The organism is Tamlana sp. 2_MG-2023 (assembly GCF_030548465.1).
Classification (GTDB): Bacteria; Bacteroidota; Bacteroidia; order Flavobacteriales; family Flavobacteriaceae; genus Pseudotamlana.
In genome coordinates, this window is record NZ_JAUOSF010000012.1 from 1 (window position 1) to 21,545 (window position 21,545).

The 21,545-nt window shown below is 36.1% G+C and carries 16 protein-coding genes; 6 read left to right on the top strand and 10 right to left on the bottom strand.

Going from position 1 to position 21,545, the window contains the following annotated elements:
* Nucleotides 1-171 precede the first annotated feature (171 nt).
* Complete coding sequence (locus tag Q4566_RS14915; RefSeq protein WP_303422896.1) at nt 172-960, bottom strand: DUF6090 family protein; 789 nt, start codon at nt 958-960, stop codon at nt 172-174.
* Between the two features lie 547 nt (nt 961-1,507).
* On the opposite strand from Q4566_RS14915, the gene Q4566_RS14920 reads away from it, so the two are divergent.
* Nucleotides 1,508-2,311: an SDR family oxidoreductase gene (locus Q4566_RS14920; protein ID WP_303422899.1), complete on the top strand. Its 804-nt coding sequence runs from the start codon at nt 1,508-1,510 to the stop codon at nt 2,309-2,311.
* A 1-nt stretch (nt 2,312) separates the two neighbouring features.
* Here Q4566_RS14920 and Q4566_RS14925 read toward each other — a convergent pair whose 3' ends face one another.
* Nucleotides 2,313-3,734 (bottom strand): hypothetical protein, encoded by a 1,422-nt coding sequence (locus Q4566_RS14925; protein WP_303422901.1) that lies wholly within the window; start codon nt 3,732-3,734, stop codon nt 2,313-2,315.
* 182 nt (nt 3,735-3,916) lie between these two features.
* Between Q4566_RS14925 and Q4566_RS14930 the strand changes: the two genes are divergently transcribed.
* A complete protein-coding gene (locus Q4566_RS14930) occupies nt 3,917-5,536 on the top strand; it encodes an ABC-F family ATP-binding cassette domain-containing protein (protein ID WP_303422902.1) in 1,620 nt (539 codons plus the stop codon).
* A gap of 837 nt (nt 5,537-6,373) precedes the next feature.
* Here Q4566_RS14930 and Q4566_RS14935 read toward each other — a convergent pair.
* The 4 genes from Q4566_RS14935 to nhaC form a co-directional block, all read right to left on the bottom strand.
* On the bottom strand, nt 6,374-6,631 hold the full coding sequence (locus Q4566_RS14935) for a DUF6952 family protein (protein ID WP_303422905.1): 258 nt from the start codon (nt 6,629-6,631) through the stop codon (nt 6,374-6,376).
* Nucleotides 6,612-6,926: a co-chaperone YbbN gene (locus Q4566_RS14940; protein WP_303422908.1), complete on the bottom strand. Its 315-nt coding sequence runs from the start codon at nt 6,924-6,926 to the stop codon at nt 6,612-6,614. The genes Q4566_RS14935 and Q4566_RS14940 overlap by 20 nt, the downstream gene beginning before the upstream one ends.
* A 14-nt stretch (nt 6,927-6,940) precedes the next feature.
* Nucleotides 6,941-7,579 carry a peroxiredoxin gene (locus tag Q4566_RS14945; protein WP_150937908.1) on the bottom strand — a complete coding sequence of 213 codons (639 nt, stop codon included), beginning with the start codon at nt 7,577-7,579 and terminating at the stop codon, nt 6,941-6,943.
* Nucleotides 7,580-7,717: 138 nt separating this feature from the next.
* Entirely contained in the window at nt 7,718-9,184 is a 1,467-nt protein-coding gene (nhaC, locus tag Q4566_RS14950; protein WP_303422918.1) for a Na+/H+ antiporter NhaC, read from the bottom strand.
* A 1,012-nt stretch (nt 9,185-10,196) separates the two neighbouring features.
* On the opposite strand from nhaC, the gene Q4566_RS14955 reads away from it, so the two are divergent.
* The 4 genes from Q4566_RS14955 to Q4566_RS14970 all read left to right on the top strand — a co-directional run bounded on the left by Q4566_RS14955 (nt 10,197) and on the right by Q4566_RS14970 (nt 13,562).
* Nucleotides 10,197-10,712: a hypothetical protein gene (locus tag Q4566_RS14955; protein ID WP_303422921.1), complete on the top strand. Its 516-nt coding sequence runs from the start codon at nt 10,197-10,199 to the stop codon at nt 10,710-10,712.
* 9 nt (nt 10,713-10,721) lie between these two features.
* The gene (locus tag Q4566_RS14960) at nt 10,722-11,447 is read left to right on the top strand and encodes a hypothetical protein (RefSeq protein ID WP_303422924.1); all 726 of its coding nucleotides are present in this window, start codon (nt 10,722-10,724) and stop codon (nt 11,445-11,447) included.
* A 51-nt stretch (nt 11,448-11,498) separates the two neighbouring features.
* Complete coding sequence (locus Q4566_RS14965; RefSeq protein ID WP_303422927.1) at nt 11,499-11,990, top strand: hypothetical protein; 492 nt, start codon at nt 11,499-11,501, stop codon at nt 11,988-11,990.
* Nucleotides 11,991-12,737: 747 nt separating this feature from the next.
* The gene (locus Q4566_RS14970; protein ID WP_303422931.1) at nt 12,738-13,562 is read left to right on the top strand and encodes a sensor histidine kinase; all 825 of its coding nucleotides are present in this window, start codon (nt 12,738-12,740) and stop codon (nt 13,560-13,562) included.
* 352 nt (nt 13,563-13,914) lie between these two features.
* Here the strand turns inward: Q4566_RS14970 and Q4566_RS14975 are convergent, their stop codons facing one another.
* The 4 genes from Q4566_RS14975 to Q4566_RS14990 all read right to left on the bottom strand — a co-directional run bounded on the left by Q4566_RS14975 (nt 13,915) and on the right by Q4566_RS14990 (nt 21,352).
* Nucleotides 13,915-14,619 (bottom strand): RluA family pseudouridine synthase, encoded by a 705-nt coding sequence (locus Q4566_RS14975; protein WP_303422934.1) that lies wholly within the window; start codon nt 14,617-14,619, stop codon nt 13,915-13,917.
* 218 nt (nt 14,620-14,837) lie between these two features.
* The gene (gene panB / locus Q4566_RS14980) at nt 14,838-15,656 is read right to left on the bottom strand and encodes a 3-methyl-2-oxobutanoate hydroxymethyltransferase (protein ID WP_303422937.1); all 819 of its coding nucleotides are present in this window, start codon (nt 15,654-15,656) and stop codon (nt 14,838-14,840) included.
* A gap of 169 nt (nt 15,657-15,825) precedes the next feature.
* Nucleotides 15,826-17,247 carry an L-serine ammonia-lyase gene (locus Q4566_RS14985; protein ID WP_303422941.1) on the bottom strand — a complete coding sequence of 474 codons (1,422 nt, stop codon included), beginning with the start codon at nt 17,245-17,247 and terminating at the stop codon, nt 15,826-15,828.
* Nucleotides 17,248-17,494: 247 nt separating this feature from the next.
* The gene (locus Q4566_RS14990; RefSeq protein WP_303422944.1) at nt 17,495-21,352 is read right to left on the bottom strand and encodes a T9SS type A sorting domain-containing protein; all 3,858 of its coding nucleotides are present in this window, start codon (nt 21,350-21,352) and stop codon (nt 17,495-17,497) included.
* Between the last annotated feature and the right edge of the window lie 193 nt (nt 21,353-21,545).

The window sequence follows — 21,545 nt, forward strand, 5'->3', positions numbered from 1 at the left end:
CTTCGTCTCATAATACTGTTCAAATTTAAAAATTATTATTCTACTTTTAAACAGTTCGATTTTAGGGGAAGCTTACAGAGGAGTAGACTTCCCCTTTTTAGGACACGTTAAAAATTCGATAAATAATTATTGTTTAGCCTGGGTTTAATGAAGAATTTAAATTTTTTAAACTTAAAGAGTCGCTATTTCTTTTTCGGTGAGTGCTATTAATTTTTTATTTCTTTCCTTTGAGTTGATAGCGCTTAAAATAGTCCACCCAGATTCCCGTATCATGCGTTTTATTATGCCTATTCTTCCTGGGTTATTTCTTATTAAACTAATGGGGTCAGCTAATTTATTTGTATCGGTAGTTATATAACCATCCTTTGCTAAAGATACTTGAAAATCTAAAGCCAAAGATTGTACTTTGCCATTAAAATCATTTTGTTTGAATGCGTAATAGTTGTTGATTGCTATTTTTAATTTGGGGTTAATTCGAGAATACATTCCCGTGCTTTTTAACTCTTCTAAAGTAGCTCCTTCCATGGGTGGAAATTGTGCCCTATGCATCATACTATAAGTCAGTTGAATGAATTCTTCATCATAGACCGTGGGTATTTTTTTGTTCCAATATGGAATGGGTTTAAAAGGGGGGATTTCCGTTTTACGATCTGCTACTGGGTCATACATATTGGTGCCTTCCATAATTAATAAATATTTCATTGAATAATATTTAAAACTATGACTTTCAACAAAAAATTCTAGCACACGTTGCTCATTGGTTAACTCATCGATTAAATTATTTAGATATGTTTTAACGGCTATGTTATTTAATCTATTTTCATTCCAATTATTTATTTGAAGGGCTATAACTATTCCAATAACCACCAAAATAATTTCACCAATAGCATATTTTAAGTACTTTCCAGTCTTACCTTCCATGAGTAAGTTCTTTCTAATTTTTCTGAAGAATTTTATCATCTTTATTAAGTGATTATATGGTTAAGTAACGGTTTGTGACGTCACTTAAGCCGCTAATTTTGAATATTAAACGGAATAAATAAAAGGCACCGTTTTAAACGCCTTTAAATGGGTTTAATATCTAGTACAGGTTGACTGTATCACGTGTTGCAAATAATTATAAAAAGAGATAGGGAGAAGTTGTTAATAATCTTGATAACAGATTATTATAGTTAAATGTAGTTAAAATTTTTAAATGAAACTGATTTTGTGATGATTTTAATGGACGAAAAATAAAATGTAATTAGGGAGACTTGATTCTAATGATAGAGATTAGTAGCTAGTTATATACTTTTAAGTTGATTTTTACACTTTGCTAATCTAAAGCAGCGCAGTCAAAATCGATTAGATGTAAAAAGTTACTAATTTTATCTGAGTAGGATTTGACATTCTACTTAAAATTCAATTTTAGAATACCAAACTAACTACTGATTTCTAAACCTATTTTTACTAAATGCTCCTCCTAAATAATTATTGTATTTTTACGGCTTCAAAATTTTAGAATTGCATGGCGAAAGTTGTTTTGATTACTGGAGGATCTTCAGGTATTGGTAAATCCATAGGGATATTTTTAAGTGAGAAAGGATTTGTAGTTTACGGAACTAGTAGAAGTCCTGAAAAGTATACAGAAAGTCCGTTTCCAATTTTAGGCTTAGATGTTAAAGACAATCAAACCATTAACCAAACCGTTGAAACCATCATTCAAAATGAGGGAAGACTCGATGTTGTTGTTAACAACGCCGGTGCGGGGATTACAGGGCCTATTGAAGAAATTCCTGAAGCCGAGATTAAAAATAATTTTGAAACTAATTTTTTCGGACCCATACGTGTTATTAAAGCGGTGCTTCCACACATGCGAAAGCAGGGGGAAGGTTTAATTATCAATATAACTTCTATTGCAGGGTATATGGGCTTGCCTTATCGAGGTGTTTATAGTGCGAGCAAAGGTGCTTTAGAGTTGCTTACTGAAGCTTATAGAATGGAATTGAAAGATTTTAATATTGAAATGACCAATGTAGCACCCGGAGATTTTGCCACTAATATCGCTGCAGGGCGTTATCATGCACCACTTTTAGAGGATTCGCCATATAAAAAACCTTATGGTCATACTTTAGATTTAATGAATACGCATGTTGACCATGGAAGCAATCCAAATATGATGGCCGAAGCGGTTTACAAAGTCATTCAAACTAAAAAGCCTAAAGTACACTATAAAATAGGCGCTTTTATGCAGAAATTCTCCATCGTTTTAAAGCGTATTTTACCAGATACGGTTTATGAAAAGCTTCTAATGAATCATTATAAGTTGTAGATTATCTATTGATTAGCCCTAATAAATTATCTTCAAATTTATAAGAGAAAATATTAGAATTACTATCAATAATCTTCTTGTCTTTATCTACAATGATCACTTTAGTAATAGGGTAGATAATAAGTTTTTCTGAGGCCACTTCAGAATTTTCAAATTGATATTCTTCCGCGTGGTTGAAATTAAAAGTGTCCAATATTTTCTTTGCCTTAGCTATACCAAAGTCATTAATGTTTATTGAAATGAAATTTACATCAGGATATTTAATTTTTAATTCCTTGATTTTATAATGACTGTCTTTAAAGTGTTCGTAATAAACATTAGACCAAAAAGTAATAACGGTTAGTTCTTTAATCACCGAATTTAAAGTTAAAGCATTATTGTTGTAATCTACAAGGTTAACCGTGGGAAGGGTAGACCCGTTTTTTAAACGGTGAATAGATTGTGCATAGCGTGACATGCGTTCTTTTTCAGAAGCATTACTACTTTTAGCTCTATAAAAATTTAGAATTTTCTTGTTATTTTCTTCGTTATCGCTTTTCGATAAGTATTTTAAAGTAAAATGATATAGTAAATCATCTTTAATCAAACTATTTGTAACTAGGCTATCTACCAATTTTAAACGGCCATAATTATAACAAAAGGCATGGGCTTCACGTGATTTTCCTGGATCGTGATTTTTGTGTACTTTGAGTGCAAGATTACTTAAATTATGCTTTAAAAACGTCTGGTAATTCGGGTAGTCACTAAAAACAGTATCATTGTAATTAATCGTTTTTCTATAGTTATAGAAATCGGCGGGTAAGCCTTTTAAGTTTTTTGCTTTATTTCTTCCATGGTGCGCAAATGGATAAACCTCTTTATTGCTATAGTAACTGTACCTATTATTAGCTTCTATGATTTGAACAAATAGCGGAGACGGTTCATATTTACTAATAAATCTTTCTAAATTAGTATCCTTAATTGCTTTTATAGAATCAATTTTCTTCTCGTATTCCAAAGGAGGTAACTGACTTAATCTTACGATATCTTTTTCTTCTTTTTCATGAAAAAGAAAGTCTTCAATTAGGTAGTTGTTTTTCTTGTCACCTTTTCCTGTAAAAACTAAAGATTCATCAAAATCTAGAGTATTTAATCTGAAAAACACACTGTCTTTAGGTTCTAATAAAACAATTTGTGATTCAAGCCCATGTTTAAAAGTGTAAAGTCCAGGCTGTAGTGAGTCAATTTTATAAATAAATCGATTAACACCATTAAGTTTTACCGTATCAAGAATGGATTGATTTTTAGATAAAACCACATAATTCGTACTCGGGTTAATAATTTCACCCCCAATATACGCACAACTATTTGCCGCATTATCAGCATTTTTTTCACAGCTAAAAAAGGCAAGTAGTAAAACTATAAATGAAAAATAAAATCTCATAAATGTATTAGGTGTCTTTGGATGTGGCAAAAGTATACCATGTAAAGGGATTCGGCTGTTAAGAGGCTGTTAAAAGTTGATTTTCCTACAATTTTAGACACATTCTACACAATAAAATTGAGGGTTTTAAGTTTCGTCTTACCGATTCATTTTTCTACTTTTGCAAAAATTTAATTTAAGTTATGTTATCAGTATCAAATCTTTCTGTCCAATTTGGAAAACGCGTGCTTTTTGATGAAGTGAATACCACTTTTAATAATGGCAACTGCTACGGTATTATTGGAGCCAATGGTTCAGGGAAATCAACGTTTTTAAAGATTATTTCTGGAAAAATGGATCCTACCTCAGGACATGTGTCTTTAGAATCCGGAAAACGTATGTCGGTACTAGAGCAAAATCATAATTTATATGATGAGCATACGGTTTTAGAAACCATTTTAATGGGAAATAAGCCGTTGTTTAAAATTAAAACTGAAATTGATGCGCTTTACGCAGATTATTCTGATGAAAACGCCGAAAAAATAGGGGAGTTACAAGTTCAATTTGAGGAAATGGACGGGTGGAATGCCGATAGTAATGCGGCTTCTATGCTATCGAACTTAGGAATTAAAGAAGAATTTCACCACGCCATGATGGCCGATTTGGATGGTAAACAAAAAGTACGTGTGTTATTAGCACAGGCTTTATTTGGAAATCCAGATGTGCTTATTATGGATGAGCCTACCAACGACTTGGATTACGAAACCATTTCTTGGTTAGAAAATTTCTTAGCTAATTATGACAATTGTGTGATTGTGGTATCTCACGATAGACACTTTTTAGATGCGGTTTGTACACATATTTCTGATATTGACTTCGGAAAAATAAACCACTACTCTGGAAACTATACGTTTTGGTATGAGTCTTCGCAATTAGCAGCAAGACAACATGCACAGCAAAACAAAAAAGCTGAAGAGAAGAAAAAAGAATTAGAAGAATTTATACGTCGTTTTTCTGCCAACGTAGCAAAAAGTAAACAAGCTACCAGTAGAAAGAAAATGATTGATAAATTGAATATTGCCGATATCCGTCGTACCAGTCGTAGATATCCTGCTATTATTTTTGAACGTGAAAGAGAAGCAGGTGATCAAATATTAAATGTTGAAGGTTTAGCGGCTTCTATCGATGGCGAAACTTTATTTAAGGATATTGATTTAAACCTTGCAAAAGGCGATAAAGTGGTGGTGTTTTCTAGAGATTCTAGAGCTACAACTGCTTTTTATCAAATTTTAAATGATAATGAAAAAGCTGATGCTGGTAAATTCATGTGGGGTGTGACGACAACACAGTCGTATTTACCACTAGATAATAGTGAGTTTTTTGATAACGACTTAACGCTTATTGATTGGTTACGCCGATGGGCAACGACTGAAGAAGAGCGTGAAGAAGTTAATATTCGTGGTTTCCTTGGGAAAATGATTTTTAGTGGAGAAGAAGCCTTTAAAAAATCGTCTGTACTATCAGGGGGAGAAAAAGTAAGATGTATGTTATCTCGAATGATGATGATGCGTGCTAACGTATTACAACTTGATGAGCCAACCAATCACTTAGACTTAGAAAGTATTACCGCTTTTAATAACTCATTAAAAAACTTTAAAGGCACCATCTTGTTTACAACACACGATCATGAGTTTGCACAAACGGTTGCTAACCGTGTTGTAGAATTAACTCCAAATGGCGTTATTGACCGTTACACCACGTTCGACGAGTACATGCAAAACCCAAAGATTAAAGAGTTACGTAATAAAATGTATACTGTTTAGGTTTTATTAAAGTTATAAATTATAAAGAGGGTTGGACTAGTTTTAGTTTGACCCTTTTTTTTTGAATGAAAAGTGAATAATTAAAAATGAAAAATTGACGGGAGACCGAAGACGGAATGCTGAAGTTGTCGTTCGCGACGAAAGACGGTATTTATTAAATTAATAATTAAAAAGGAACAGTTAAAAATTTAACCATTCTAAAGTCGGTTACACGAATAAACAATTCAACATACAGAAAGATAACCTTATTGATTCCAAAGGCTATACAAAAATATGAACAAAACCGGTGTTCAAGCGGAGACGAGAAGGTGTCATTAATTGTAATACAACAGCTGAACTTTTAGACGTACAAGAAGTCAATGGTCAACAGTCAAAGGTCAACAGTTAATTTGGAGTTTTCAGTCATAGTTAAACAAACAAACATTTCTACAATTAATAATTAAAAAGTAAAAGTTAAAAATTTTAACGTCGGTTACACGATTGAATACTTAAACAAATAAACGTAATCCAAATAATCAATAATAACTAATCAATATTCAATTTCACGTTCAACCCTCTTCTGTCATCCGTCATCGGTCAAAATTAATCAATCTTCAATCCGTACAACTTTCATCAACTTCAACGTCGGTTACACGGTTAAACAATTCAACAAATAAACATTCCCCAAATAATCAATAAAAAATAATCAATTTTCAATTCCTAGGTCTTCGGTCAAAAATCCACAAAAAAAACAGCCCAGAAATAAATTCCAGGCTGTTTTAATAAAATGTTTGATAAGTTTCGAAAATTAATTTTCAGGATAGCGATAAATAATCACCACTTTTGTTTCCCTGAAAACTAACTATCTATCGATCCCATAACACGCTTCATAAAGCCGTTTAGAGCTTCTTTTTTAGGCGTGCCTTCTTTGATCATTTTGTTAACTTCAACGGCTCCGTACATGTTAGAAATAAGCTCGCCAATAACGTCCAATTCTTCGTCTTTTAAAGAAGGTACTTCGGTTAAAGCTTCTAGCGTTTCGATGGTTTCAATTACGAAATCCTCGTCATTCTCCTCAATAAATTGAGTAAGATGTTTAATTACTGGTAACTTCATCGACTAATTCTTTTAAGACGTCAAACTTGTTCGTTTGAACTTGGTTTAAAAATGCTCCATTTTTGAAAGTGGCAAAAGTTGGTAAATTATCCACGTTTGCTAATTTTCTTGATTCTGGAAATTTTTCAGCATCGGCAATAACAAAAGAAACGTTTTCATTTTCTGTTGCTAACTTCTTAAATTTAGGTTTCATAATGCGGCAGTTACCACACCAAGTGGCAGAGAACTGTACGACTACAGTATCATTACTTGAAACTAATTCGCCTAAATTATCTTTATCTAATTCTTGAACCATGAGATTTATTTTTTTTAGTGAGAAGCTAAATATTCAGCAGTACCCTTAGCGTTAGCTTGCATAGCATCTTTTCCTTCTTCCCAGTTTGCAGGACAAACTTCACCTTTTTCTTGAACATGCGTTAAAGCATCTACTAAACGAATGTACTCGCCAACATTTCTTCCTAAAGGCATGTTGTTGATGCTTTCGTGTTGCACCACACCATCTTCGTCAATAATGTAAGTTGCTCTGTATGTTACGTTATCACCTTCAACTTGTACAGTACCTGTAGCTTCGTCAAAAGTTTCGTTTGTAATATCTAAAATACCTAAAATACTAGAAAGGTTACGGTTGCTATCTGCAAGAATAGGGTAAGTAACACCTTCAATTCCACCGTTGTCTTTTGAAGCACTTAACCATGCAAAGTGTACTTCTGGCGTATCACAAGAAGCACCGATAACAATAGTGTTACGTTTTTCAAATTCTGGTAAAGCTGCTTGAAAAGCATGTAATTCTGTCGGACAAACAAAAGTAAAATCTTTTGGGTACCAAAATAAAACTACTTTTTTCTTGTTGTTTTTTGCTTCTTCTAGAACGTTTACTTTAAAAGTATCGCCCATTTCATTCATGGCGTCTACGTTTAAATCTGGGAAAGTTTTTCCTACTAATGACATATTTTTGTATTTAAATTATTAATTGTTTTCTCTTGCAAATTTAGCACAGTTATTAGATTTTTTAGGAATATAAAATCCTAAAAATTTATTAAAGTATAGATTTTAATTATAGTGTTTTTTAAACTGAATAGTTTTCAGTTATTTAGAAGAAAGTTGCTTGATTTTAATATTTAAAGCCGCGAATAATAAAGTGGTAAACGGACTCAACCAATTGAAAATAGCATACATAAAATATTCACCCACACCCACGCCTAAAACACCAGATTGGTAGGCCCCACAGGTATTCCAAGGAATTAAAACAGAAGTTACCGTACCAGAATCTTCCAAAGTACGACTTAAATTTTCTGGCGCCAGTTTTTTATCTTCGTAAGCTTGTTTAAACATTTTACCAGGAATTACGATGGCTAAATATTGATCGGAAGCAATAATGTTTAAACCCAAACAGCTTAAAACAGTACTTGCAAATAATCCGAAAATTGAAGAAGCTACAGATAGTAAGGCCTTTGTAATACGCGCCAATGCTCCAATGCCGTCCATAACGCCACCAAAAACCATGGCGCATATAATTAAACAGATGGTCCATAGCATGCCTTTCATACCACCAGAAGCAAAAAGCTCGTTTAATTTTTCATTTTCAGTTGTGATTTGAATATCGGTTAGAATGGAGGTGATAATCGTGGAAATTTTAGAATCGCCTAAATCATTTAAAACATGCGGTTGAAAAACAAACGCAAAAATAGCAGCTAGTAAGACGCCAGTTAATAAAGCAACCAATGGTTTTGTTTTAAGTAAAATAAGCCCAACGACAACCACAGGTACGGCAAATAACCAAGGTGTAATGTTGAATGTTGTTTCTATGGTGTCTAATAAATTACTAACATCGGCATTACCAGTGGTTTCTGTGGTAGCACTTAAAATACCGAAAACAATTAAGGTTACCACTATCGTGGGAATGGTGGTAATGGCCATATAACGAATATGGGTAAACAAATCGGTTCCAGCCATAGCAGGAGCGAGGTTGGTGGTATCACTTAAAGGCGACATTTTATCACCAAAATAGGCGCCTGAAATCACAGCACCAGCAATCATACCAGGGTTGATGCCTAAAGCAGTACCGATGCCCACTAAAGCAATACCCACGGTTGCCGAAGTGGTCCATGAACTTCCCGTTGCAATAGAAATCACTGCAGCAATAACGACCGAGGCCGGTAAAAATATTTGCGGACTTAAAACCTGTAAACCATAATACACCATAGCGGGAATCACACCACTAACAAGCCAAGTACCTGCCAGTGCACCCACTAAAAAGAGAATCATAATTGGCACAAAAACACTTTTTAGGTTTTCCCAAATTTCTTGTAGCATGCGTTTAAAAGTCACTTTATTAAAAAAGCCTACTAAAGCCGCCACAAAGGCACCAATTAAAAGAATGTATTGGTTGGAATATGCGCCAAACATTTCACCATCGGCGAAAAAAATGTTGTAAGCTAAAAAGCCCATTAGAATCACCACAGGAATTATAGCTTCAGTGAAATTAAGGGCTTTATTATCTATAATATGTTGTCCGTCAGCATTAATTTCTGAAATATTCTTATCGTCTTCCATAGGGTGATTTTAGCACCGTAATGTTACGATTTTCGTAGATGTTATGCAAGATTCCTGTTTCAAGATTCAAGTTTGAAGATTCAAGTTAAGGCGTTGCCAGTCGCAGTCGCAGTCTCAGTTTTCAGTTATACGAATAAACATTTCAACAATTAATAATTAAAAAGGAAAAGTTAAAAATTCAACGGAAGGTCAACAGTCACAGTCACAGTCACAGTCACAGTTGTCATTCCGACGCTAGGAGGAATCTTGCTTCAACTTTAGTACCGGTTACACGATTCAACAAATAAACAATTTTGCCGTCAACAGTCAAAGGTCAAAGGTAAACAGTCAAAGGTCAACAGTCAAAGGTCAAGAGTCAAAGGTCAACAGTCAAAGGTCAAAGGCCAACAGTCAATAGTCAAAGGCCAACAGTTTATTTATAGTTTTCAGTCACAGTCACAGTTTCCAGTTGTCATTCCGACGCTAGGAGGAATCTTGCTCCAACTTTGTACCGGTTACACGATTAAACGATTCAACAAATAAACAATTTTGCCGTCTTCCGTCAACAGTCAACAGTCAAAGGTCAAAGGTCAAAGGTCAAAAGTCAACAGTCAAAGGTCAAAGGTCAACAGTCAAAGGTCAACAGTTTATTTATAGTTTTCAGTCACAGTCACAGTCACAGTCGCGGTTTCCAGTTGTCATTCCGATGCTAGGAGGAATCTTGCTTCAACTTTGTACTGGTTACACGATTAAACAAATAAACAATTTTGCCGTCTTCCATGTTCGGTCAACAGTCAAAGGTCAAAGGTCAACAGCCAAAGGTCAAAGGTCAAAGGTCAAAGGTCAAGAGTCAAAGGTCAGAGGTCAACAGTCAACAGTCAACAGTCAACAGTCAACAGTCAACAGTCAACAGTCAACAGTCAACAGTCAACAGTCAACAGTCAAAGATCAACTGTTAACAATCAAAACCTTACAAAATAGAATCTTTTTATTACTTTTAGCATTTATTAACCAAACCAAAATTATTTTACAAATGAAAAAATTAGTACTAGTGGTGTTGGGCTTTATATTAGGAGCCGCAATTACTTATTATTTTTGTCCGCGACCTTTAGAAGAATCAGTTGAAGAAACTAAAATCGTAAAACCAAATGGTTTAATTACGATTGACGAAGCTAAAGATTTAAACAACAACTGGACGAAGTTTAGAAAAGGAGCTGTTGATTCTGCATCTGCAAAGCAGGGCAGAAAAAAAGACACCCGTTCTACAAGTTGGGATTTAGAAGAAGTTGAAAACTACATCGCTTACGCGAAAAACCAAGCTGATAGTTTAGGTTACGACATGACAGGTTTACGTGTATACCTAGGGGTTTATGGTAAAAACCAAGGCCAAGCCAAGAAAAATTTATCAACTATGTTTATGGTGCCAACAGGAAAAAAGAATCAAGCTAAAGCAAGTACAATAGGCTTAAGTCTGCAAAATGGTGGAGGTACTATACCTATAGAAGCATTGAACAAAAGTTCTGGAGGTAGTGATGGTTTTCCTGATTAATTTTTTTCTGTGATTGAATTTTTACATCAAAATTATTTATACCTCGCACTTGGTGTTGAGTTTTTGGCAGCTGCTATAGGGTTGCTGTTGTATAAACACTATGCTCATACGGCTGCCAAATATTTTATTATATTCTTAGTTTATATATTTATTGTTGATTTATTAGGTGTATACACGCATTTTGTTAAAGAAAATAAAGTATTAAGTTTTTTATTAGACACTGTTTATGAGAAAAACTATTGGTTATTCACTTTAACTTGGGATATAGGTGCTGTTTTATTTTACAGCCTTTATTACCGTAAAATTTTACAAAATAGACTGTCTAAAATAATTGTTGTAGGAATTTCTATTCTCTTTTTTTTATTCTCTTTAATGTATATAACTAGCCATTGGAATTCTTTTTTTACTGGGTTTTATGACAGTATCATAGTGTTTGGAGGCTTTGTTATTGTAGTATGTACTTCACTTTATTTTATAGAAATTCTACTGAGTGAAAAGATATTGTATTTTTATAAAGATTTAAATTTTTATATCAGTGTTGCTATTTTTGTATGGTGGATTGTCATTACCCCCTTAACCTTTTATGATGTGTATTATACCTATGAGGTTGGTAGTAAAGTTAGGGACTGGGATTATGTTCATTTAAGGCATCAAATTTACATTCTCGCCAATTTATTCATGTACCTCACATTCACGTTTGCTTTAATTTGGTGTAAACCGCCAAAACAAGATTAGTTTTTGTAAGTTTATTTTTGTTAAATTTGTTATAACTAAATAAATTAATTGATGAAACGTATTTTAAAATTAAGTATGGTAGGTCTTGTGGCCTGCGGGGTATTATGGTCTTGTTCGCAAGATGAAACAGTAGCAACCGAAACCGCTAACTATTACATTCCTGATGGGGTAATTAGCACCGATTACGCGAAAAGTTTAAACCAAGCTTGGAACGCAAAAAATGCTGCTATTTACAGTAAAGCAGGCATGACCAAGACAGACGAAAACCAATCGTTCTGGTGGTCTCTAGAAGACTTACGCAATTATTTGGCTTACGCCGAACAAGAAGCTAAAGAAAAAGGGTATCAAATGGATGGTGTACGCGTGTATTTAGCCGCTTACCCAGAAAAAGGGAATGAGAACACCTTGTTTTTTGCACCAACAGGTTATGAAACAGCTGCAAAAGCAAGTTTTTTAAATTTTAGTTTCCAAAATGGTGGAGGTACTATACCTATAGAACCATTGAACAGAGGTGGTGGAGGTACTGATGGTTTTCCTAATTAAGAGCATTGTTTTAGAGCGATAAGGTAGTTAAAACCGTAAATAAAAGAAGTCCTATTTTCAAAATGTTAAGTTTTGTTTGTTGGGCTTTTTTTTGTGTTAGTTTTCAGTCACAGTCTCAGTATCAGTCTCAGTTTCAGTTTTCAGTTGCACGATTCAACATTTCTACAATTAATAATAAAAGTTAAAAATTCACCATTCTAACGTCCGTTACACGATTAAAACAATTCCATAAATAAACAATTTTGCCGTCATCGGTCAATAATCAATAATAACTAGTCAATATTCAATTTCAAGGTCTCCTGTCTTCTGTCATCCGTCAAAATACCACCAACTAAAAAAATCTGTGCAAATCTGTGAAATCTGTGTCTAAAAAACGCTCTGTGAGTCTCTTGCTTTTTTTTACTCTTGGTGACACTTGTTAAAAACGAGCGCTAGCGTAGGATTCAACAATTAATAATTAAAAAGGAAAAGTTAAAAATTTACTATTCTAACGTCGGTTACACGAATAAACGATTCCACAACTAAACAATTTTGCTGTCATCGGTCAATAATCAATAACAACTAGTCAATATTCAATTTCAAGGACTCCTGTCATCCGTCATCGGTCAAAATACCACCAACTAATAATAACCAATTTTATTCGATATATTTACACGCGTTATTAAAATCCCTAAATAACTAAATTGATATTACAGCAGAACCTCATGTTTTTAAGAGGCAAAGCGAAACAGGTTAAATGATACACTTATGCTCTTTATAGTAATCACCGAAGCTGGAGAACGTTTAGCAAGTACATCTGCCGAACGTTATCTGTTAATCTATATGGTTAACGTTATCGCAGTAATTGTGATGCTTTTTATAACGTTTTTCGTGATGTTTAATATTAGGAAAAACAAACTACTTCAAGAACAACTGCGCCAAAAACAAGCTTTTGAGTCGGAAATAGCAAACGCTAAAGCTGAAACACAAGAACAAATTCTAAAGGATATAGGTTGGGAGTTACACGATAGTGTTGGGCAATTATTAATTTTAGGTAATATGCAAATTGGTCCTGTTGGTATGAAGATGCCAGAGGAGTTTCAGCACCATGTGGCTGAGTTACAACACACTTTAAAATCTAGTTTAAGCGAAGTTCGATCGCTATCTAAAAGCTTAAATGGTGAAGTTGTTTTAGATGCCGGTTTTGTAAAGTCCATAAAAAATGAGCTTGATCGCCTTGAAAGAATGCGTTTTGATACTGCCAGATTGCATGTTGTTGGAGATCAAGTGCCCATGACCAAAAACAAGGACGAAGTGGTGCTTTTTAGAATTATTCAAGAATTTTTATCGAACTCTGTAAAATACTCCAAGGCTAAAAATATAAACATTATTTTAGATTATGAACACGATTATTTAGTTGTAAGAGCTTTTGATGACGGTGAAGGTTTTGATATTAAAAAAATAGAAAAGGGGTCTGGCTTAATAAATATGCAAAGCCGAGCGAAACTTATAAATGCGGAACTCGAACTTCATAGTGAACCTGGAAATGGCGTGGAGTTGATGATACGTTATCCTTTGGCTGTTGACTTTTGACTTTTGACCCTTGACTCTTGACTGTTGACTATTGACTATTGACTATTGACTTTTGACCCTTGACCATTGACCATTGACTGTTGGCTATTGACCTTTGACGGAGGATTTTCAAATTGATTATTTGGGGTGATGTTTATTTGTTGAATTGTGTAAGCGGTACTTAATCGGGGAGATTCCTCCTAGCGTCGGAATGACAACTGGAAACTGGGACTGCGACTGTTGAGCTTTGACCTTTGACTATTGACTATTGACTGTTGACTATTGACGGAAGAGCGTGAAAATGATTACTTCTTTCATTGGAACAAATTAACCTCAAACTAGAAACTAAAAACCAATAACTATCAACCAACAACTAATTGTCGCAAGCCTTCCAAATTACGTCTTCTGGCAAAGGTGCATCAACGGCTATAGGTTCTTTTTTTACGGGATGGATAAACGCTATATGTTTCGCATGTAAATGGATGCTGGCATCTTTGTTACTACGGTCGAAACCATATTTTAAATCGCCTTTTATGGCGCAGCCTATGGTTGACAGTTGGGAACGGATTTGATGATGCCTTCCGGTTTCTAAATTGATTTCAAGTAAAAAGTAACGGTCTAGTTTTTTTATCACTTCGTAATGAAGTATTGCTTTTTTGCTGCCTGTTACTTCGTTACGGTGTGCTTTAGACTTGTTGTTTTTAGGATTTTTAACTAACCAATGGGTTAGGGTGTCGGCCGTTTTTGGCGGGGCGTTTTTTACAACCGCCCAATAGGTTTTTTGAATATCTTTTGAAAGGAATAATTTATTAAGCCTTGGTAACACCTTACTTGTTTTTGCAAAAATAACCACTCCCGTTGTTGGACGGTCTAAGCGGTGCACGGTGCCTAAATACACGTTTCCAGGCTTGTTGTATTTGTCTTTTATGTATTCCTTAACGACATCACTTAAAGGTTTGTCGCCCGTTTTATCGCCTTGTACAATATCGCCAGCACGTTTGTTAACGATAATAATGTGATTGTCTTCGAAAAGTACTTGAAGATTGGATTTATTAGAAAGTATTTTTTCGGTTTTCAAGGGTGGAGCGTTTTAAAGCTAATAGTTTGTTGTACGAGTCGTTTAAAGTTTTTTAAGCTAGTATGCTTGAAGCGTTCTCGACTGCGCTCGAACTGACAGAGTCGTTATTACTTTGTTTACTTTTAAATGGTATGTCAAATCGAGCGCAGTCGAGATTGTTTTTCAGGTATTAATTTCAGTATTATATGTGTTTGAAAATCTTAACTTCTAGGCCAATTTTAATATTTTTCCTCTTGATTTGGGAAATCCTGAGTTTTTACATCATCAACATATTGTCCGATTGCTGAAGTCATATCGTCGTATAAATTTAAATAACGACGTAAAAATCTTGGGTGAAATTCGTGGGTCATGCCTAACATATCGTGAAGGACTAATACTTGTCCGTCTACATCTGGACCAGCACCAATACCTATAATTGGAATGTTTACACTTTCGGCAACTTCTTTAGCCAGAGTTGCAGGTATTTTTTCTAGAACGATAGCATAACAACCAATACGCTCTAACATTTTAGCATCGGCGATAAGGCGTTTTGCTTCTTCTTCCTCTTTAGCACGTACGGTATAAGTTCCGAATTTATAAATGGATTGGGGCGTTAAACCTAAATGCCCCATTACAGGAATTCCGGCGTTTAATATACGTTTTATCGATTCTTTAATTTCTTTACCACCTTCTAGTTTTACAGAATGCGCACGACTTTCTTTCATGATTCTAATGGCAGAGCGCAGGGCTTCTTTAGGATCACTTTGGTAGCTTCCAAAAGGTAAATCGACCACAATTAAGGCACGATTTGCAGCACGAACTACTGAAGAGCCGTGGTAAATCATTTGGTCTAAAGTAATGGGCAAGGTGGTTTCGTAACCTGCCATCACATTACTTGCAGAGTCTCCAACTAAAATAACATCAACGCCAGCGCCGTCAACAATTTTGGCCATGGTGTAATCGTATGCGGTAAGCATCGATATTTTTTCGCCACGGGCTTTCATATCTACCAATGTTTTTACGGTAACGCGTTTGTATTCTTTTTTTGCTGTAGACATTTTTCTATATAAATTTTATGAAGTGTAAAAATACTAAATAAAGCAGATATGGCTAAACTTTTCTTAGTAAACCTCGTCGCGCAAGGGATAGGAGTGGAAAGCCCACAGGGAGGTACGACCGCGGACTTGCAGCGTATAGCCCGACCCTTGTGGTTGCGCCCAAATGCTTTTAACAATCGGTTAAGTTAACACCTACTGCTAAACCACCTTCGCTAGTTTCTTTGTATTTGCTGCTCATGTCTTTGGCGGTTTCCCACATGGTTGAAACCACTTTATCTAGAGGCACTTTTACGTTTTCGGGGTTGGTGTCTAGAGCTAATTCGGCAGCGTTAATGGCTTTTATGGCGCCCATGGCATTGCGCTCGATACAAGGGATTTGTACGAGGCCGCCAATAGGATCGCAGGTAAGGCCCAGGTGGTGTTCCATGGCAATTTCGGCAGCCACAAGCACTTGCTCGGGTGATCCGCCAAGAAGCTCACACAAAGCGCCGGCAGCCATAGCTGATGATACACCTATTTCGGCTTGACAACCTCCCATGGCGGCACTTATGGTCGCACCTTTTTTAAAGATGCTGCCAATTTCGCCTGCAACGAGTAAAAAACGTTTGATGTCTTCAAAATTACCATCGTGATTTTCGATAACCAAATAATACATAAGCACTGATGGAATGACACCTGCGCTTCCGTTTGTTGGTGCTGTAACCACACGCCCTAGCGCGGCATTCACCTCGTTAACGGCTAAAGCAAAACAGCTCACCCATTTTAGGATTTGGCGGAATTTGACTTCGGTTTGCCTGATGGAATAAATCCATTCGACTGGCGTGGTGTAAGGCGCACTGCCTTTTATATTTTTATGGATGTCGAAGGCGCGTCGTTGCACGTTTAAACCTCCAGGAAGTTTACCTTCGGTATGGCAGCCCAGATACATGCTCTCAAGCATGGTATCCCAAATGCGCTTTAATTCGAAGTCAATAGCTTCTTCGCTGCGTATTGATTTTTCATTTTCTAAAACAATTTCTGAAATGGATTTATTCCAGGTTTTACAAAACTCAAGCAGTTCCGTGCCTTTATCGACAGGATAAGGAAAACTACATTTTATTTCGAAATTCTTTTTTGAATTGTTTTTGGTTTCCTTCACTACAAACCCACCACCAATGGAGTAGAAGGTAGAGCGGTGTTTTTTACCATTTATAACTGTTGAAAATGTAAGTCCGTTAGCATGAAATGGCAGGAACTTTTTATTGAATACGATATCGGTGCTCGGGTTGAAATCTATCGTTTTTTCATTGTTTAAAACCAGGGTATTGCTGCTTTTAATATCTGCAATGATTTGATTGATATTTTCAGTAGGCATGGTTTCTGGGTTAGCACCAGTAAGCCCTAACATGACCGCGAAATCTGTGGCATGACCTTTCCCAGTTAGGGATAAGGAACCGTATAAATCAATTTTTATGCTGTCTATGTTTTCAAATAAATTGGCTTTTTTTAGCTCGGCAATCCATTGTTCGGCAGCACGCCAAGGCCCCAAAGTATGGGAGCTAGAAGGACCAACACCAATTTTAAGCATGTCAAAAACAGAGATACATTCCATAGGGCAGCATTTTTCTGCAAATATATTGTTTTTAAAAGGGATTTCAGTCTGTAAAATTTGCTGTGATTAGTAAAATGCGTGAAAAATGAAAGAGACTGTCTTGGAAGTAGAATTTTCGTCAACCTGAACTTGTTTCAGGTTCTCATAATGATAAGTAATCAGTATGATGAGATTCTGAAACAAGTTCAGAATGACGTGATTCGTTACTCCTTAGACAGTCTCTTCTAAGTAAAATCTATTAAGTTGCTTATTTCTTCACAATCTTAATCGCTTTATTTAACGCTGCAATACGTAAAATATAGATTCCAGAAGGTAGGTTTGATACAAAATCAAGTGTTGTTTTTCCACTTGAAAGTTCCATAGTTTGGTTATAAACCGAAGTTCCTAAAATATCTATAATTTGAACGTTTGATGTTACAGGCGCTTGTAAGTTTAACTGAAGGTGTAAAGCATCGTTAAACGGTACAGGGAATACTTTTACGGTATTCAATTCTGCGATGTTTTCTTTATGGCTTAATAGTGGTCCTTGATTTCCTGGAGAACCTACAGCGGCTTCGTTAGCATCGTTTACTGCAGTTGCTACAGAGAAATAAGCAGCTTCAGCGATTACGCTAAAGGCTCCTTTTTCAACGTTGTATGATTTTCCTGGAGCAGAAGCCGTGTCTGGAAAAGCTTGAGCATCTACTATATTCCCAACAGTTGTTGGATCTCCAATCCATAGGGTAACGGTATCGCCACCGCCACCAAGACCGGCACCAGCATAAGTTCCAATTTGCACATCAGTAAGGTTATAAACACCACCCCAAACGGCTATAAATTCATCAGCATTGGAATCATCAATAGCAATTACCGATTCACCAGGTTGGATAGACGTTATACCATTAATTAACACAGCAGATGCAGGATCTTGAGAATCATCGTCAAAATATAAACCACCAGAAGCTGGAGTCCATGCTAGTGGCCCGTTGTTTGTGATTTCGAACCAGTCTGCAGTTAAGTTACTTCCTTGGTCGTTTCCAGCCCAGATTTCTGTAATACTTAAGATAGGTCCAACAAGTTTGTTATTAGCAAGACGTGTATTTAGTGATTCACCTTCTACTGGTGTTCCTGTGAAACCTGTAAAACCTTCACCATCAAAATCATTCCTTACCCAGTCGCTAGCGCTATCAGTATCTAATCCATTCGGGATACGTGAGGCACCACCAACAGTTGAGGCATCGCCATCATAATTTGGCATTAAAGCTACAGCATAGGTATATTCATTTGCACCACCGTTTGAAATAGCGATACCATCTACAATCGTTGTCCAATATGTCGCATCAATAACACCATTATCGGTAGTATCGATATCGTCACCATAGGTTCCTGTGTAGTTTTCAACAAGTAAAAGGGTAATGGTTCCGTTTTCAATGTCATCATTTAGGAACGCTGTAGACCAAAAACCATTTTCGTCTGTAGTTCCTAAGTTGTGAGCCGTACTAATCGTTCCTGTATTCCCTGCTTCGCCGTTAACAATTAGTAGACTGTAAGCTGAATAATCGGTAAAAGGCGCACCAAATATTTCAATAAACTCAGCGGTATTATTACCAACATGGTTTGCTACGAATTCGTTAATTACAGGCGTTTGGATGACTGGTTGCGCTACAGGGCCTAAAGTCACAATATCTGTTCTAAATTTTTTCCACTCTTCGCGTTGGCCTTTATTCTCTTCACCATCGTTATAGATTACGGTAGCACCAAGATCTACTAATAACTTAATACTATCTGTATCACCATCGACTCCTAAAAAAGTAGAACTAGGTAAGCTGGCAATACCTTCAAAAGAACCCTGTGTATTTAATGCCGTTAAATCGGCGCTACGCATTTCTGGAGCATCTGTGGCAACACCCGTCCACGTGTATAATTTAAAATCAGATTGAATGTTAAAAGGACCACCAATTAAAACACAACCACCATCGTTACACTCCATACTTCTTAAAGATCTTCCGTTAAGGTCTAAAAATATTGGCGTACCGAAAGTAGCTGAACCAGCAGCCATACCTGGTAAACTTGTAAAGTTCGTTACCGGAATAACAATCGCTTTGTTTTCTGAAGTAGAACTTCTTAAACCTAAATAAGCTGTTGTTGTACTGTTTGGAGCTAAGGCTAAAGCTTCAATTTCTATTACGTTAGTTAACCCGAAGTAATTCGCACCTAAACCATGATCGTTGTTGGTATCCCAAGCCACTAAATCGTCGTGTAGGCTGTTGTATTTATCGCCGTAAGTTAGGTTTGAATTCGCTCCTGAACCAGAAACTTCGGTAGTAAAGATTACAGATCTATCAGCTTCTGAAGTAGAACCCGTCCAAAAAATGGTATTGTTTAATCTGAAAGAACCTTCTAAATCAGCTTCTTCAGTAGAACCTAAATCGGCATTGAAATCTATTGATTTTAAAGGTAAACCTGATTGTGTGCCATCGTATAATCTGATGGTTTGATCTTCATCATCACCAATCCAGATGTAGTCATCTTCAACTGTAATTCCGGTAGATCCATCAGAAGCCCCAGTATAAAAACGACTTGTGCTAGGTGAAACAGAAGCCTCAGAAGCCGCATAATTGATGGTGTAAGTAGCCGTGTTTAAATCGGTATCTTGAACCGTAACAGTAATGGTAGTAAATCCTAAAGCTATAGGTGTAATTTTTAATAAATGATTGGCATCAGCACCAGTTAAAACTAAATTTGCATTAGGAACCACTGACTCGTCACTACTAGAAACCGACACTTGTAAATCGGCCACAGGCGTTTCAATATCTGAGATAATAAAAGGAATTCCGTAAATGCTAGTAGGATCTGTAGGATCGTTTACCACACCACTCGCAGAACCTATATTTTGTTCTGGTAAATCTAAGAAGTTAGAAAGCTTAGCTGTATCAACCGTAATCGTTAATGTAGGGATAGTAAATGCTAAAGGTCCTTGATTTCCAGGAGAAGCGATTGCCGCTTGACCTTCGTTATTAACGGTTGTGTTGGTTGCACCAGCGTTAGATGTATTACCAACAGTACTATACGTACCAAATTCAACATCGTATGATTGTCCTCCAAAACCTGCTGTGCTTGGGTAAGTGGCATAATCAATAATGTTTGCAGTTGCCAAAGGATCACCTAAGAAAAGGGTCACACCATCGCCGTTCTTACCTAATCCGGAACCGTCGTTAAATCCGACTTGAATATCGGTCATGTCATAATCTAATGTCCAAAGGTTTTTAAAATCGTTGGCTTTAGTAGCGTCACCTAAAATCACGATAACACGTTCACCAGGTTGAATCGATGCAATACCTTCAATGATAGCCGCATTAGCAGGATCTTGAGAATCGTCGTCATAATATAGGTTACCATCAGTACTGGCTACCCATGCTGTTAAACCGTTGTTTTTGATTTCAAACCAGTCTTCTGTTAAATTACCACCAGGATTGTTTCCAGGCCAGATTTCTGTTACGATTAAATCGAAACCAGCAGCTAAAGGCCCTTGGTTACAAGGAGACCCGATAGCCGATTGGCCTTCGTTGTTTTTTGTTTGTGTCGTAGCAGCAGCATTGTTAGCGTTTGCAGCCGTACTAAAAGCAGCTAAAGCTACATCATATGATTGTCCGCCATTTGCATCAGCATTAGGGTAAGCTTGAAAGTCAATGATGTTACTTGTTACTGTAGGATCACCTAAGAATAAAGTCACAGCATCACCGCCACCACCAAGACCAGAGCCATCTGTAAATCCGATTTCAATACCAGATAAGTTGTAGTCTTTAGACCATACAGCGCTAAATTCAGTAATATCAGTACTTTTTCCTATAATCACTATAACGTGGGCACCAGGTTGAATTTGTGAAATACCTTCGATAATTGCAGCTTTAGTAGGGTCTTGCGAATCATCGTCATAATATAAATCGGCATCAACACTAGATAACCAAGCTGTTGATCCTGTATTGGTTATTTCAAACCAATCTGAGGTTAAATTATCACCCGGTTCGTTACCTGGCCAGATTTCGGTTACTTTTAAAGAGGCTTGGGAAACCCCAATAAAACATGTAAGCAAAAGCATGCTTAGTAGCGTAATTTTTTTATTCATTTTTATGTTTTTTGGTTAAGGGCGCAATGTAGGTTAGCAAGTTTATGGTTATAAAAACTAAAGATTACAATACGGTTACTAGTTGCGTGTAAACGTTAATTTAATGTTTGGAATTTGACTTAAAAGTGAACTTTGACACAACACTGAATTTACATGTATGAATTATATTATAAACAGTAGGAGATTTTTTATT